Annotated in this window: 17 protein-coding genes; 9 read left to right on the top strand and 8 right to left on the bottom strand. The window is 73.7% G+C overall.

What is annotated here, in order from left to right; translation table 11 throughout:
* Positions 1–554: 554 nt before the first annotated feature.
* The 3 genes from ACZ52R_RS10325 to ACZ52R_RS10315 form a co-directional block, all read right to left on the bottom strand.
* Positions 555–632 (bottom strand): hypothetical protein, encoded by a 78-nt coding sequence (locus tag ACZ52R_RS10325; RefSeq protein ID WP_464336931.1) that lies wholly within the window; start codon positions 630–632, stop codon positions 555–557.
* A gap of 99 nt (positions 633–731) precedes the next feature.
* Entirely contained in the window at positions 732–1,256 is a 525-nt protein-coding gene (locus ACZ52R_RS10320; RefSeq protein ID WP_465753305.1) for a cupin domain-containing protein, read from the bottom strand.
* Positions 1,257–1,369: 113 nt separating this feature from the next.
* Positions 1,370–1,537 (bottom strand): hypothetical protein, encoded by a 168-nt coding sequence (locus ACZ52R_RS10315; protein ID WP_360497621.1) that lies wholly within the window; start codon positions 1,535–1,537, stop codon positions 1,370–1,372.
* 158 nt (positions 1,538–1,695) lie between these two features.
* Between ACZ52R_RS10315 and ACZ52R_RS10310 the strand changes: the two genes are divergently transcribed.
* Positions 1,696–2,544, top strand: a complete 849-nt coding sequence (locus tag ACZ52R_RS10310; RefSeq protein ID WP_465615059.1) for an HNH endonuclease — start codon at positions 1,696–1,698, stop codon at positions 2,542–2,544.
* A gap of 110 nt (positions 2,545–2,654) precedes the next feature.
* On the opposite strand, the gene ACZ52R_RS10305 is transcribed toward ACZ52R_RS10310, so the two are convergent.
* Positions 2,655–3,563, bottom strand: a complete 909-nt coding sequence (locus ACZ52R_RS10305) for a LysR family transcriptional regulator (RefSeq protein ID WP_465615058.1) — start codon at positions 3,561–3,563, stop codon at positions 2,655–2,657.
* Positions 3,564–3,628: 65 nt separating this feature from the next.
* Here ACZ52R_RS10305 and ACZ52R_RS10300 point away from each other — a divergent pair, with 65 nt between their 5' ends.
* Positions 3,629–4,438 carry an NAD(P)-dependent oxidoreductase gene (locus tag ACZ52R_RS10300; protein ID WP_465663681.1) on the top strand — a complete coding sequence of 270 codons (810 nt, stop codon included), beginning with the start codon at positions 3,629–3,631 and terminating at the stop codon, positions 4,436–4,438.
* A 234-nt stretch (positions 4,439–4,672) separates the two neighbouring features.
* A complete protein-coding gene (locus tag ACZ52R_RS10295) occupies positions 4,673–5,971 on the top strand; it encodes a hypothetical protein (protein WP_465753304.1) in 1,299 nt (432 codons plus the stop codon).
* A gap of 42 nt (positions 5,972–6,013) precedes the next feature.
* Here ACZ52R_RS10295 and ACZ52R_RS10290 read toward each other — a convergent pair whose 3' ends face one another.
* Positions 6,014–6,424 (bottom strand): RidA family protein, encoded by a 411-nt coding sequence (locus ACZ52R_RS10290; RefSeq protein ID WP_465615055.1) that lies wholly within the window; start codon positions 6,422–6,424, stop codon positions 6,014–6,016.
* Between the two features lie 266 nt (positions 6,425–6,690).
* Here ACZ52R_RS10290 and ACZ52R_RS10285 point away from each other — a divergent pair, with 266 nt between their 5' ends.
* From ACZ52R_RS10285 to ACZ52R_RS10275, 3 genes are all read left to right on the top strand, one after another.
* Positions 6,691–7,926 carry an FAD-dependent monooxygenase gene (locus tag ACZ52R_RS10285; protein WP_465753303.1) on the top strand — a complete coding sequence of 412 codons (1,236 nt, stop codon included), beginning with the start codon at positions 6,691–6,693 and terminating at the stop codon, positions 7,924–7,926.
* A 107-nt stretch (positions 7,927–8,033) separates the two neighbouring features.
* Positions 8,034–8,807, top strand: coding sequence for a MerR family transcriptional regulator (locus tag ACZ52R_RS10280; RefSeq protein WP_465753302.1), 774 nt, complete (start codon positions 8,034–8,036; stop codon positions 8,805–8,807).
* Positions 8,804–9,025: a hypothetical protein gene (locus ACZ52R_RS10275; RefSeq protein ID WP_465753301.1), complete on the top strand. Its 222-nt coding sequence runs from the start codon at positions 8,804–8,806 to the stop codon at positions 9,023–9,025. The genes ACZ52R_RS10280 and ACZ52R_RS10275 overlap by 4 nt, the downstream gene beginning before the upstream one ends.
* 99 nt (positions 9,026–9,124) lie before the next feature.
* On the opposite strand, the gene ACZ52R_RS10270 is transcribed toward ACZ52R_RS10275, so the two are convergent.
* Both ACZ52R_RS10270 and ACZ52R_RS10265 read right to left on the bottom strand, forming a co-directional pair.
* Positions 9,125–9,541: a VOC family protein gene (locus ACZ52R_RS10270; protein ID WP_360497648.1), complete on the bottom strand. Its 417-nt coding sequence runs from the start codon at positions 9,539–9,541 to the stop codon at positions 9,125–9,127.
* Positions 9,542–9,546: 5 nt separating this feature from the next.
* Complete coding sequence (locus ACZ52R_RS10265) at positions 9,547–9,972, bottom strand: helix-turn-helix transcriptional regulator (RefSeq protein ID WP_360497804.1); 426 nt, start codon at positions 9,970–9,972, stop codon at positions 9,547–9,549.
* A gap of 116 nt (positions 9,973–10,088) precedes the next feature.
* Between ACZ52R_RS10265 and ACZ52R_RS10260 the strand changes: the two genes are divergently transcribed.
* Entirely contained in the window at positions 10,089–11,309 is a 1,221-nt protein-coding gene (locus tag ACZ52R_RS10260; RefSeq protein WP_465615050.1) for a PP2C family protein-serine/threonine phosphatase, read from the top strand.
* Between the two features lie 109 nt (positions 11,310–11,418).
* Here ACZ52R_RS10260 and ACZ52R_RS10255 read toward each other — a convergent pair whose 3' ends face one another.
* Positions 11,419–12,726, bottom strand: a complete 1,308-nt coding sequence (locus ACZ52R_RS10255) for a cryptochrome/photolyase family protein (RefSeq protein ID WP_360497807.1) — start codon at positions 12,724–12,726, stop codon at positions 11,419–11,421.
* A 272-nt stretch (positions 12,727–12,998) separates the two neighbouring features.
* Here ACZ52R_RS10255 and ACZ52R_RS10250 point away from each other — a divergent pair, with 272 nt between their 5' ends.
* Positions 12,999–13,574, top strand: coding sequence for a carbonic anhydrase (locus ACZ52R_RS10250; protein ID WP_465663746.1), 576 nt, complete (start codon positions 12,999–13,001; stop codon positions 13,572–13,574).
* A 177-nt stretch (positions 13,575–13,751) separates the two neighbouring features.
* Positions 13,752–14,399, top strand: a complete 648-nt coding sequence (locus ACZ52R_RS10245) for a flavin reductase family protein (protein ID WP_465615049.1) — start codon at positions 13,752–13,754, stop codon at positions 14,397–14,399.
* Positions 14,400–14,489: the final 90 nt, after the last annotated feature.

Raw genomic sequence — 14,489 nt, 5'->3', positions numbered from 1 at the left:
CCTCCTCTATCCGCTGTCCCGGCTCTGGGAGGCTTTCCGAGCGCTGCGCGCACACTGGCCCACCGACCGGCGGATGGTCGCCCTGATCCACTCGCCGCGGGCGCGGGCGGCGAGGGCGGCGGAACGGGAGCGGATCCGGGAACTGGTGGGCGCACTGGGGGCGGTGGAGGGCGTCGAGCACGTGCTGACCCAGGTCAGGGACTTCTCCGTCCGCCCGGACGGCCTTGCCGTGCTCCACAGTCTCTCCGACGCCGATGCGCTACTGCTCTGCCGGATCTCCGCACGGGCCTACTTCGTGGTCCGGGAGGACATCACCGACGTGCTGCCCAGGATCGAGGCGGCGGACGTGGCCGAGTGGTGCGCCCGGGACCAGAGGCCGAGCGCGGGCGGGACCGTCGAGCACGCGCTGAGGCACGGGGGAGCACCGCCCGCGCCGTCGAGTGACGGGCGGGCGGTGCCGAACGCGGACGGGCGCGGCTGTCAGCCGTCAGCTGTCGGCCGTCGGCGGGATGCCGCCGACGGCCGCGCGGTCAGCCGCTCAGCTGCTCAGCCGTTCAGCACTGGGGGCGGCGGCCGTGGTTGGCCCCGCGCCTGGCCCGGGCCTTCTTCTTGCGGCGGCGCTTCGACGACATGGCCTCTCCTCTCGCAACCGGGACACCCTGGTCTTCCACCGTTCCACACCCGGGCCGTCCCGGCCCGTCGAGCCGCCGGCGGCCGGGGAGCCCCGCCGCTCAGGCGCGGCTCGCCAGGGCCTCGCGCCAGGCGGGGCTGTCGACGTAGTGGTTGTCGAAGCGCTCGGAGGAGGCGGCGATCGCCGCCGGCGCGGTCTCGCCGCGCATGACGCTGCCCAGCAGGCGCAGGTAGTCGAAGCGCTCCATGCCGGGGGTGAACATGAACAGCACGTCGGCCTCGGCCCCCTGCGCGGCCGCGAAGGCGTGCGGGGTGTGCGGGGGCACGGCGAGGAAGTCGCCCGCGCCCAGGACGGTGACCTCCTCTCCGACCAGTACCTCCAGCGAGCCGCTGATCACGAAGAACAGCTCCCAGGCCCGGGTGTGGAAGTGCGAGGGGGCCCCGGCGGCGCCCTCGGCGAAGGTGGAGCGGTAGACGGTGAAGCCGCCCGCACCCGGGTCCGTCTCGGCGAGGAGGGTCATGGTGGCGCTGGGGTCGGCGCAGGTCTCGGCCTCGGCGCAGCGGGTCAGGACGGGGGTCGCGACAGGAGCGGCAGCGGTGGCGGGGATGTTCTTCGTCGTCGTCATGTGATCAATCTACGGCCGAATAGACCCATGGTCATGTGGCAATCAGAGGCCGTTTTCATGGGTCAATTCCCCTCCGGCCTCCGGGCATCCCGCCATGGCGCAGGAGTCGGCGGTCAGTCGGGGAGGTTCCCGTTGCCGCCCAGGTTCGCCACCATGCGGCGCAGCATGTTGATGGCGGTGCCGCCGGAAAGGGGGCAGCAGCGGGCGATACAGGCGATACGGCCGAACGGCAGGTTGCCCGGGAGTACGCTTACCCCGACAGAGCCGAATGCTTTGTCCATCACCAAGCCGGGCGCCGGTCGGGGGTATCGTGGGGATTTCGGCCAAGGACAGGAAGATGCTCTGGGGGCGCTCAGGCAACGAGTGCGCCTTCCCTGAGTGTCCCAGAGAACTGGTGGCGGATCTCGGGGGATATACGGAGGACGGCTCGGGAGTCGGTGTGACACTGGGCGAGGAAGCACACATCGTCGCCGAAAACGACGGCGGCCCCAGGGCCGACCCCCGCATGCCCAAGCCCGAACGCGACTCATACGCCAACATGATCCTGCTGTGCGAAGAGCATCACAAAGTGATCGACTCCGCCAACGGGAAATTCTTCTCGGTCGACCAATTGCTCGTGATGAAATCCGAGCACGAGGAGCGGGTGAAGCGGCAACGCGATCGCCATTCGCAAGAACGCCAAGCCAAGGACGAGAATATGGCGGCACTCCTGAGCGAGTGGGAGCGTCAGGTTCTGCTTGATGACTGGGATGCCTGGACATCGTGGCTGCTCTCTCCGCACCCACGCATGACATCGGAACGGTTCAGCCACCTCCAGAATTCCCATATCTGGGTGAAGAGTCGCTTCTTTCCGCCTCGCGACTACCGGCAGCTCGCGAGGGCATTCAAGAATTTCTCGCTCGCCTGGGGCGACCTCATGCAGTTCCTGGACATCCATTTCAAGAACGCCCGATGGGATCCTCGCCAGCTGGAGCTGCATGCCAAGTACAAGGAGATTCCCTGGGATCCGCCACTGTACGAAAGACTGGGGAAGGAGTTCGACGACAACTGCGATATCGTACACCTGCTCACGATGCAGACTTCAGCGGCGGCGAACTTCCTCCTGAGCGCCGTGCGAGAGTCTTTCGATCCGGTTTACCGCTTTGACATCGGGTTCATTACAGTCACCCGCGGTCCGGACGAGATGCTGCGGTTCCAGCATTACCGTCCGGAGTACTCGGCGGACGATCTCAAGCGGGAGTTCCCGTATCTCGGCATGGATAAGCTTGTCGAAGGCTTGCGTGACTGACGTACCACGCTCTCCCTCGTGGATCTCCCCGCAAATGCACCGGCCCCACAAGTGGCACGTTCCACCGAGGAGCCGGCCCCGGTCCGATGGGGCGCGGACCCGCGTGCCCCCTACTCCCCCGCCCCCGCGCCCGCGTCCGCTGCCTCCCGCAGGAAGTCCGTGAAGCCCTTCACCGCCGGCGGTACTCGCCGGCCCCTGCGGGTCGCCGTGTAGACGTGCCGGACCGGGGTGTCGTCGGGGTGCAGGGGGATGAGGGCGAGGTCGGGGCGGGCGGCGCGGGCGGCCAGGGAGGGGATGAGGGTGGGGCCCAAGCCGGCTGCCACCAGGCCGAGTTTGGCGGTCCAGGCGGAGACGGCGTATTCGATGCGGGGTTGGAAGCCGCTGCGCAGGCAGGCCGCGAGGAGGGTGGTTTCGGCGTGGCGGCGGGCGGCGATCCAGGGTTCGTCGGCGAGTTCGGCCAGTCGCAGGCGTCGTCGGCCGGCGAGGCGGTGGCCGGGTGGCAGGGCGACCAGCACGGGGTCGTCCAGGAGTGGCCGAAGGTCGAACTGTTCGGCCTCGTCCGTGAGTTCGCCGTACGAGGCGACCACGGCGAGGTCGATCGCGCCGTTGCCGAGCAGCTCGAGCAGGTGGGCCGAGAGGCCTTCGGTGAGGCTGATCGCCACCTGCGGGTGTGCGGTGCGGAAGGCGGCGAGCGCGCCGGGGACCAGGGCCGCGTTGGCGCTGTCGAAGGCGCCCACCCGCAGCTGTCCGGCGGTGAGTTCGGTGAGTGCGGCGAGGTCGCGCCGGGTGGTGTCGAGGCGTTCCAGCATGGCTTCGGCGTGTGGCAGCAGTGCCCGGCCGTGCTCGGTCAGTCGCACTCCGCGGGCCAGGCGGTCGAACAGTGGGGTGCCCAACTCGCCTTCCAGGGTGGCGATCTGGCGGGAGATGGCGGACTGGGTGAAGCCCAGCCGTTCTCCGGCGGCGGTGAAGGAGCCGAGGTGTGCGACGGTGCGGAAGACGTCCAGCCAAGCCATGTCCATTCCGCATGCCTACCATGCGAGACATTCGCTTGTCGCCTGGGTTGTGGCTGCCTAGCGTTGCGGCCATGGAAAAGATCGCATTTCTGGGACTGGGCCGGATGGGCCTGCCGATGGCCCGTCGCCTCGCCGCCACCGGCCACCCGTTGACCGTCTGGAACCGCTCCCCCGGCCGTATCGACACCCTCGCCGACGGCCTCACCGACGGCCTCACCGAGGCCGCGACCCCGGCGCAGGCAGTGCGGGGCGCGGACGTCGTCGTCACCATGCTGTCCGACCCGGCGGCCGTCGCCGAGGTGGCCGGGCGGTTCACGGCGGAGCTGGCGCCGGGCACGCTGTGGATCGACATGTCCTCGATCGGCCCGCGCGCCACCGCCGGGCTGCGCGCGCAACTCCCGGACGGCGTCGGCCTGGTGGACGCCCCGGTGGTCGGCAGCGTGGGACCGGCGGCGACCGGCGACCTGCTGGTCTTCGCGGGCGGCGAGGACGCCGACCTGGACCGCGCGCAGCCCGTCCTGGAGCGTCTGGGCCGGGTGCGGCGCTGCGGCGGCCCGGGGTCGGGCGCGGCACTGAAGGTGGTGGTGATCGGCGCGATCGTGGCCTCGGTCACGGTGGTCGGCGAAGTACTGGCGGTGGCCGAGGAGTTGGGCGTGCCGCAGGAGCTGGCGCGGGAGGTGCTGTCGGCCGGGCCGCTCGCGGGGGTGGTGGCCCGGGCGCACAGCACCGAGTCGGACTTCCCGGTCCGCCTTGCCGCCAAGGACCTCGCCCTGGCGGGCGGCGGCCCGGTCCTGTCGGCGGCCCGCGAGGTGCTGCTGGCGGACCCGTCGATCGCCGAGGAGGACCTGTCGGCGGTGGTGAGGGCCCTGCGGCGGGGCTAGGCCGTTTCCTGCGGATCATCTGAGGTCCACATCGGACGGCCTTGTAGGCCGCTTCGAAGCGCAGGAAGTCGACGGAGTCGACTTCCTGCGCGGCGCGGCGCGGCGCCGTGACGGCACCGCTCGGCGAGGGCACGGCTCTCGGCGAGTGAGGCCGGAACTTCCCTCCACGTCCGGCCAACGGCCCCTGTATAAACGGAGACGAGGGGGACCGTAAGGGACCGAGGGGGTTTCAGCATGCACGCGAGGCAGCAGCCGGAGAAGGCCGGGCGTCCTCATCGCGACGCGGGCCCGGCCCGACGGCCCGGCACCGGTGCACGATCCGACGCCGGAACGGTGCCCCCGCAGGCCGGCGCGGCCCTGCAACGCACCGTCGGCAACGCGGCAGCGTCCCGCATGATCGCCAGGCGCCGGGACGGCTCCGGCTCGGCGGACCGTCAGACGGTGCCGGTACTCCAGCGCGTGGTGCGCGAACAGCTGGACCCGAACAACGTGCTGAGGGTCTGCGAGGCCGCCACGTACAAGGAGGGGACCGTCACACCCGGCGGACGGGCGTCCGAGCTCCGGAACATCGTGTGGGAGAACCACTGGGCCGCCATCGCGGAGGTGTGCCGGAAGCACAAGTACACCATCGCCGTCCGCGAGACCGGGGAGCATTCCATCCGGCGCATCGCGGAGGGCGCCAAGCCCAAGCCGCACACCATCCTGGAGAAGTCCATCAAGCCCTCGTCCGTCCGTCGCAAGTACGGCACCGGGCCCGGGCAGGCGCAGGGCGACCCCGCGACCGTGCTGCGCTGGCTGAAGGACCACGACCTGAGCGGCTTCGTCGGCCACTGGAGCGACCAGGGCCTGATCGGCGTCCGGATCGACCACCCGCCCCAGCAGGTCCTGGACCTGGGGATCGTACGGACCGGCGCCAGGGGCGAGCAGTACGTGCCGCTCGACATGGCGGCGCAGGACGGCGGCCCGGAGCTGGCCCAGCTGAAGGCCGACCCGCAGTGGAAGCACTACCTCTACACCGGGGACTACGACCTGCACGAGGTGTACTCCGCGCAGGGCGGCACGGGCGGCGGCCAGATCCCCGAAGCCACCCCCGAGAAGGCCAAGCTGCTCAACCGGCTCAACGGGGGGATCGCACTCGACGCCCAGGAAGAGGTCGTGCGCAGCGGCACGGTGGCCACGGAGAACGGCAGGCTGCACATGGCGGGCGGCTCCGAGTACGCCATGTTCCAGCACGGTGACCAGGCCACGTACCGGATGAACCAGTACTTGGAGGCGCAGGACGCCGCCGAGGCGCAGGACGGGCTGGAGGGTCAGGTGGCCCGGCAGGCGGCGCAGTTGGTGCGGGCGGTGGCGACGGAGGCCGACGAGCCGCTGGCGTGGTGCCGCATGGGGCAGTGGTTCGTGACGAGGGACCGTGCGGAGCACGCGGTCCTGCGGGCCCGTTGGAAGCTGGCCGTGCCGCACACCTGGGGCGCCGAGGAGGTGGGGCGCACGGCCCGCGGCGGTTACCGCACGGCCCGCTACACGGACTGACCCGCGCCGTCGGGCCGGCCGGCCGCCTGGCCGCTGATCACGCTATTCGCGCTCACCGAGCTGGTCGAGGACCGCGTCGACCTCGACCTCGACCAGCCACCGCTCGTCGATGAAGCGCGACACCTCCATGAACGTGCACGCCGGTCGGATCGTCGCGAAGCGTTCGCCGTGGGCGCGCGCGGCCTCCTTCCACCGCGTGATGTCGGTGAGCATGACGCGGGTGCGCACGACGTCCTTGAGCGAGGCGCCGGCCTCCTTCAGGGCTGCCTCGGCGACGTCCAGGCAGTGGACGGTCTGGGCGTGGACGTCGCCCTGGGCCACCGCCGTGCCGCTCTCGCCGATGGGGGCGGTCCCTGCGACCGCGACGTACGGGCCCTTGCGTACGGCCCGGGAGAAGCCGATCCGCGGTTCGAGGGGTGAGCCGGAGCTCACCAGCTGTCGAGTGTTCTCCATGCCGCCATCGTCCCGCACTAGTGCACCCGTCGCCGTCCGCCCCGCCCGCCTCCCGCCTGCGCGAAAGCCCTCGACCGGGCACCGGGAGCGCGGCCTCGAGCACCCTGGCGCACTAGTACACCGTCCCCAAATCCCTGCAGTACATGGCTTGTTGAGCCGATGCGTACGGCGTACATTCATCAGCGTCGAACACCCCGGACACCCCGGACACCCCGAACGCGCCGGGACACCCCGGACACGCCGGACACACGGACGGAGCGAACCCCGTGAGCAGCATTGACCACCCCAGCGACATCCTCGTCTCCGGCGGCGGCATCGCCGGTCCCGCCCTCGCCCACTGGCTGCGCCGCCACGGCTTCAACCCCACCGTCGTCGAGCGCGCCCCCGGCCCGCGCCCCGGCGGGCAGGCCGTCGACCTGCGCGGCGCCGGGCGCACCGTCGTCGAGCGGATGGGCCTGATGGAGCGGGCCCGCGCGCTCTGCGTCGAGCAGCGCGGCATCGCCCTGGTCGACCGGCGCGGACGGATGAGCGCCCGGATGCCCGTCGAACTGTTCGGGGGCGAGGGCATCGTCTCCGAGATCGAGATCCTGCGCGGCGACCTCGCCGACCTGCTCCGGGAGTCCACCGACGGCGTCGAGTACCTCTGGGACGACACCGTCACCGCGCTCGCCCAGGACGCCGACGGCGTCACCGTCACCTTCGAGAACGCCCCCGCCCGCCGCTTCGCCCTGGTCATCGGCGCGGACGGGCCGCACTCCGCCGTCCGCCGCCTCGCCTTCGGCCCTGAGGAGGGCCACTACCGCCCCCTCGGCGGCTACCACGCCTGGTTCACCGTCCACGACGCCGCGCTCGCCCGCGACCTCGACAGCTGGTTCCTGATGTACAACGCCCCCGGCGGGCTGGTCGCCGGCGCCCGCCCCGGCCGGCTGCCCGGCGAGGTCAAGGCCTCCCTGGGCTTCCGCTCCGCGCCCCTGACGTACGAGCGCCGCGACACCGCCGCCCTCAAGCGCCTGCTCGCCGGCCGCTTCGCCGGCGCCGGCTGGGAGGTGGACCGGCTGCTCGCCGGGATGCGCACCGCCGAGGACTTCGCCTTCGACTCCTTCGGCCAGATCCGCCTCGACCACTACAGCCGCGGCCGGGTCGCCCTGCTCGGCGACGCCGGCTACAGCCCCAGCCCCCTCACCGGCCTCGGCACCAGCCTCGCCCTCGTCGGCGCCTACCTGCTCGCCGGTGAACTCGCCGCTGCCCAAGGCGACTTCGGCACCGCCTTCGCCCGCTACGAGGAGCTGATGCGGCCCTACGTCACCCAGGCCCAGGAGCTGCCGCCCGGCGGCCTGCCCGGCTACGCCCCCGACAGCGCCCTGATGATCCGCCTGCGCGCCGCCTCCATGCGCTGGATGGGCCGCCGGCCACTGCGCAACCTGCTCGCCGCCCAGTTCGCCAAGGCCGACGCCATCGACCTGCCCGACTACCCGCTGCCCGCCCGGCCCGGCCACCCCTGAACCCGCACCCGAAGCCGACCCCGACCCCGACCCCGACCCCGACCCCGAACAACCCGAACCCGAACCGGGCTTGCACCTCACCCGACGTCAGGAGGAATGCTCGTGCCATGCCCACCGAACAGACCTGGAAGGTCGGCCCGCTCGCCGAGGCCAGCGGCCTGACCGTACGAACGCTGCACCACTGGGACCGGATCGGCCTGCTCGCCCCCTCCCGGCGCACCGCCTCCGGCCACCGCGCCTACACCGAGCAGGACGTCGTCCGCCTCTACCAGATCCTCGCCCTGCGCCGCCTGGGCCTGGGCCTGGACACCATCGCCACCTGCCTGGACGCCGGCATCGACCCCGTGCGCCTGGTGCGCGAGCACCTGGCCGCCACCGAGGCCTCCCTCACCTCCCTGCAGGCGCTGCGCGAGCGCCTCGCCCACGTGCACACCGAACTCAGCGCCGAACGCGCCCCCTCCACCACCGACCTGCTGCGCCTGGTCCAGGCCGTCGGCGCCACCGGCCCGACCGGCCCCGCCGCCCGGGAGGCCCTGCACCGCCACCTCGACGACGACCAGATCCACGCCCTCGCCGACCACGCCGCCGCCCTCGGCCCCGCCGCCCACTACCTGCTGGAGGTCGAATGGCCCCAGCTCTACCGCAGCGCCGAGGCCCTGCGCACCGCCGGGGCCGGGCCCACCGACCCCCGGGTCCGCCGCATCGCCGAACGCCTCGACGAACTCGGGCGCCTCTTCAGCGGCGGCGACACCACCCTGTCGACCGCCGTGCGCACCGCCTGGCGCGAGGCCCCCGCCGCGATGTCCGGCGACCCCGACGCCCCGGCCGACGCCTGGGCCGAGCTGCGCGCCTTCCTCGACCGGGCCCGCCAGGCCTCATGACCGCCACCGCCCCCGAAGGCCCCCGGCTCCCCCACCGCCGGCCCCACCACCTGCCCCACCACCTGCGGCTGCGCCTCGCCCTGGCGGCCACCCTCCCCGTCCTCACCCCGGCCACCCTCGCCGCCGCGGCGGGCCTCCTGCCCTGGACGGTGCTGCCCGCCGTCACCGCCGCCGAGGCCCTCCAGGCCTACCGGCACTACCACCGCCTCGCCCGCTGACCCCGGACGGGCCCCGGGCCCCGGGCCCCGGGACGAGCCCTGACCCCGGACGAGCTCCGGCCCGGTCCCACGGGGGTGGACCGGGCTGCGCCTCGCCCGCTACCGCGTGCGGGGCTGGTTGAAGCGGAGCATGTTGCCCGAGGGGTCGCGGAAGGCGCAGTCGCGGACGCCGTAGGGCTGGTCCATGGGTTCCTGGAGGACTTCGGCGCCGGCGGCGCGGATGCGTTCGAAGGTGGCGTCGCAGTCGTCGGTGCGGAAGATGACGCCGCGCAGCAGGCCCTTGGCGAGGAGTTCGGCGGCGGCGTGGCGGTCGTCCTCGGAGGCGTGCGGGTCGGCCAGCGGGGGTTCCAGGACGATCTCGACGTCGGGCTGGTCGGGTGAGCCGACGGTGACCCAGCGCATGCCCTCGAAGCCGACGTCGTTGCGTACCTCGAAGCCGAGGACGTCGCGGTAGAAGGCGAGGGCCTTGTCGTGGTCGTCGACGGCGATGAAGCACTGGGCGAGTTCGATGCTCATGCCGGTCACGCTACGGGAGTGGTCCCGCCCTTCGCTTCGGTTCGCCGGACCGGGCGGGTGCGGATCTTGGCGATGCAGGCGGGGATCGGGGCGCCGTCCTCGTGGTCGCGGGCGCGGTAGGCGCTGGGGCTTTCGCCGACGAGTTCGGTGAAGCGGGTGCTGAAGGAGCCCAGCGAGGTACAGCCGACGGCCATGCACACATCGGTGACGCTCAGGTCCCCGCGCCGCAGCAGCGCCTTGGCCCGTTCGATGCGGCGGGTCATGAGGTAGCTGTACGGGGTCTCGCCGTAGGCGGTGCGGAAGCTGCGCGAGAAGTGGCCGGGGGACATCAGGGCGGTGCGGGCGAGCGCGGGCACGTCCAGGGGCTGGTCGTAGTCGCGGTCCATCCGGTCGCGGGCCTGGCGCAGCCGGACGAGGTCGGCCAGGGGCACCCGGCCCGTACGGGCCGGGCTGCTCGCTCGGGCCGCACTGCTCGGGCTGCTCTCACGGGGCGCACCGCTCGTACGGGGTTCTGGGGAGGACACACCTGCCACCGTACCGACCGCCGGTGACAAGCGGCTTCCCCCGTCCGGCGCGGCCCGTTGGCGCCCGCGCCGCCGGGCCGACCACCCTGGGGGGACGGTCGGGCGAGGACCGGGGCGCGACGGACGGCGGAGAGGGCGGCGGGGTGGAGACCAACGGCACCGTCCCGCGGGCACCCGGCCACCGGGCGGTGGTACTGGGGGTGCTGGCGGCGACGGCGGTCGTGCTGCTGGCGCAGGCGGCCAGTGGTACCAGTGCCCGGCTGGTGCTGCTGCTGGTGTTCCTGCCCGCGCTGCTGGCGGGGCTGGGCACGGTCGCGCAGACGGTGGCCGTCTCGGTGTGGGTGGCGGGTGTGGTGGTGGTCAGCACGGTGCTGTGGCCGCCGGTGTCCGTGGAGGCGCGGGTGGGCACCCTGGTGGCGGTGGTCGGTGCCGAGGCCGCCGTGGTCGGGCTGTGCGCGCGGCGGGTGCGGCGGGAACGGCAGCTGTCGCGGATGCGGCAGAGCGCGGTGGCGCTGCAGCGCCAGTTGCTGCGTCCGCTGCCGGTGACCACCGCGGACGTGCGCCTGGACGGGCTGTACCGACCGGTGGAGGAGGACGCCCTGGTGGGCGGTGACCTGTACGACATCGCCGAGACCCCGCACGGCACCCGGGTGCTGGTGGGCGACGTGCAGGGCAAGGGCCTGCCCGCGATCGGTACGGGCTTCGCGGTGCTGAGCGCCTTCCGGGAGGCGGCGTTTCGCGAGGCGGAGCTGACCGCCGTCGCCGACGCCCTGGAGGCGGCGGTGGAGCGGCACAACGCGTACGCGGTGCAGAGCGGCGAGCAGGAGCGTTTCGTCACTGCGACCGTGCTGGGCCTGCGCGGCGCCGAGGACGTGCGGGCCGTCAACTGCGGCCACCTCGCCCCGTACCTGCTGCGCGCCGACGGCCGGGTGGAGCCCGTCGCGCTGCCCGCCGGGATCCCGCTGGGCCTGGCGTCGCTGGCCGAGCTGACCGGCGGGGCGCGGCCGCGCACGGTCCGGCGTTTCGCGCTGCCCGCCGACGGGGTGCTGGTGCTGCTCACCGACGGCATCACCGAGGCGCAGGACGCCTCCGGCGTGTTCTACCCGGTCGAGCGGGGTCTGGCCGAGCTCGCCGCGACGGCCGCCGACGCCCTGCCCGAGGCCCTCGACCGGCGGGCCCGGCGCTGGAGCGGCGGGCGCAGCCGCGACGACGTCACGGTCCTGGCCCTGCGCGGCGCTTCGTAGGGCGCGGCGCTCGCGGTGGGCCGGGTGGCGCCCGGGGCTCGGGCCCGCCCGTCAGCCGGTGGCGTGCATGCGGGCCGTCGGGCATGCGGGCCGTCAGGCATGCGGGCGGTCAGGGCATGCGGGCGGTCAGGGCGTCCGGGGGCACCAGGGGGGCGGGGTAGTCGAGGGGTTCGTCCAGGGTCCAGGGGCGGTGGACGGTACGGCCGGGGAGGTGGGCGAGTTCGGGCAGCCAGCGGCGCACGTAGGCGCCGTCGGGGTCGTAGCGCTCGGCCTGGCGCAGGGGGTTGAGGACCCGGTTGGGGCGGGTGTCGTTGCCGGTGCCGGCGATCCACTGCCAGTTGAGCTGGTTGTTGGCGAGGTCGCCGTCGACGAGGAGGTGGAGGAAGTGGGCGGCGCCGGGGCGCCAGTCGTGGCGCAGGGTCTTGGTGAGGAAGGAGGCGGTGAGCAGGCGGGCGCGGTTGTGCATCCAGCCTTCGTGGGCGAGCTGGCGCATGCCCGCGTCGACGATCGGGTAGCCGGTGCGGCCCTCGCGCCAGGCCCGCAGTTCCTCCTCGTCGTGGTGCCACCGGGTGCCGCGGGGGCGGTAGTCGGCGTGGGCGGCGTCGGGGCGGGCGGCCAGGACCTGGTGGTGGAAGTCGCGCCAGGCGAGCTGGCGGACCAGGGCGTCGGCGCCGGGTCCGCCGTGTTCGGCGGCGCGGTGGGCGAGTTCGGCGGCGGACAGGCAGCCGAAGTGCAGGTAGGGCGAGAGGCGGGAGGTGGCGTCGGCGGCGAGGTCGTCGTGCAGGCGGTCGTAGTCGCCCGGGTTCCAGGCGCGCAGCCGGCGGCGGGCGGCGCGTTCGCCGCCGGGCGGCAGGCCCGGGGAGGTGCCGGCGGGGGCGGCGGGCAGCGGGTCGCCGTGCGGGCCGTCGGGGGTGGCGAGGGTGCGCGGGGCGGGCAGCAGCGGGCGGCGCGGGGCCTGCTGCCAGGCGCGCAGGTACGGGGTGAAGACCGCGTAGTGGTCGCGTCCGGCCGGGGTGAGGGCGCCGGCGGGGACGACGGTGAGCCCGTCGTGCAGGTGCAGTCTGTCGCCCAGCGCGCGGCGCAGCGCGGCTTCGCGGCGGGTGGCGAAGGCGGAGACGCCGGCGGCGGTGTGGACGGCGCCGGCGCCGCATTCGGCGGCGACGCGGGCGGCCTGTTCGGCGGGGTCGCCGTGGCGCAGGACCAGCCGGGAGCCGGCCGCGCGCAGGGCCCGGTCGAGGTCGGCGAGGCTGTCGGCGAGGAAGGCCCGCCGGTTGGGCGCGGCGAAGCCGGCCCGCTCGACGGCGGGGTCGAGGACGAACAGTGGCAGGACCTGGTCGGCGCCGGTGCGGGCGGCGTGCAGGGCGGGGTTGTCGTGCAGGCGCAGGTCCTGGGTGAACAGGACGACGGCGGTGCTCATCGGGGCCGTGGGCATGGGTCGACTATGGCGGGGGCCGCCGTCCGGCGCCCGGGACACGCCGTGCCCGCGGGGGTGCGACGTCAACCCCCCGGCTGCGGGGCCCACCTGCGGCGTTCTAGGGTGCTGGCATGATCCCCACACCGATATCCGACCCCACGCCGGTGTCCGGCGCCACGCCGGTGTCCGCCTCCGTCCCGGTCTCCGTCCCGGTCTCCGTCCCCGACCCGACGGCCGACCCGGTGACCGACCCCCGCCAGGCGCTGCGGGTGCTGATGGAGGGCAACGCCCGGTTCGTCGCGGGCAGCCCCCAGCACCCCAACCAGGACGCCGGGCGCCGGGCCGCGCTCGCCCCGGCGCAGCGGCCCTTCGCGGTGCTGTTCGGCTGTTCGGACTCCCGGCTGGCCGCCGAGATCATCTTCGACCAGGGCCTGGGCGACCTGTTCGTGGTGCGCACCGCCGGGCACGTCACCGGGGCGGAGGCGCTGGGCAGCATCGAGTACGGGGTGAGCGTGCTGGAGTGCCCGCTGGTGGTGGTGCTGGGGCACGACTCCTGCGGTGCGGTGGCGGCGGCGCTGGACTCCCTGGAGCAGGGGCAGCTGCCGGGCGGCTTCGTGCGTGACGTGGTGGAGCGGGTGACCCCGAGCGTGCTGTCCGCCAAGGCGGCGGGCATCGAGGACCGGGACGCGATCGTGGACGAGCACATCCGCCAGACCGTGGACCTGCTGGTGGAGCGTTCCCAGGCGCTCGCCACCAGGGTCGCCGAGGGCACGGTGGCCGTGGTGGGCCTGTCCTACCGGCTGCGGGACGGCCAGGCCCGTCAGGTCGCCGCCCGGGGGCCGGTGGACTGACGGCCCGGGGCGGCGGCCGGGGCGGGCGGCGGGAGCGGGAGGACCGGTGGACTGACGGGCCCGGGGCGGGCGGCGGGAACTGGATGTCCGATCGCCGCCAGCGCCCCCGTCCGGGCGAGGGCAGAGTCGGTGGCCGACAGCGGTTCCCTCTCTCCCTCTTCCAAGGACGGCAATCCCGTGCACAAGGTCACCGACCTCAAGGTCCTGTACTTCGGCACCCCGGTGGTGCTGATCGGCTCGCGCAACGAGGACGGCAGTGCCAACCTCGCGCCGATGTCCTCGGCGTGGTGGCTGGGGCAGTCCTGCGTGCTGGGCCTGGGCAACAGTTCCCAGACCTCCGTCAACCTGCGGCGCGAGGGCGAGTGCGTGCTCAACCTGCCCTCCTCGGCGCAGGTGGACGCCGTGGACGCCCTCGCGCTACTGACGGCCAACCCGCACATCAGCGAGATGCGGCGGGAGCAGGGCTACCGCCACGAGCGGGGCAAGTTCGCGGCGGCCGGGATGACCGAGCTGGCGGGCGAGCTGGTCCGGGCGCCGCGCGCCGCCGAGTGCCCGGTGCAGCTGGAGTGCCGGCTGGAGGCGGCGACGCCGCTGGCGGGCAACGACCGGTGCACCGCCTTCGAGGTGACGGTCGTGCGCGCCCACGTCGAGGAGAGCCTGATCGTGCCCGGCAGCGACCACTACGTCGACCCGCTCGGCTGGGACCCGCTGATCATGAAGTTCTGCGAGTTCTTCGGCGACGGCAAGCGGCTGTCCCCCTCCCGCCTCGCCGAGGGCTGGCGGATGCCCGGACGCCTGCCCGCCGCCGCCACCGCCGCCGTGTGACGGCCGCCCGCCGCAGCCGCTCACGGTCACGGCCGCGGGCCACGGCCGCAGGTCACGGCCACGGGTCACGGGTCACGGGTCACGGGTCAC

It is taken from the genome of Kitasatospora sp. NPDC034023 (assembly GCF_055575795.1).
Note: the sequence above shows the minus strand (reverse complement) of the source record. Positions and strands in the feature narration are given on the sequence as shown.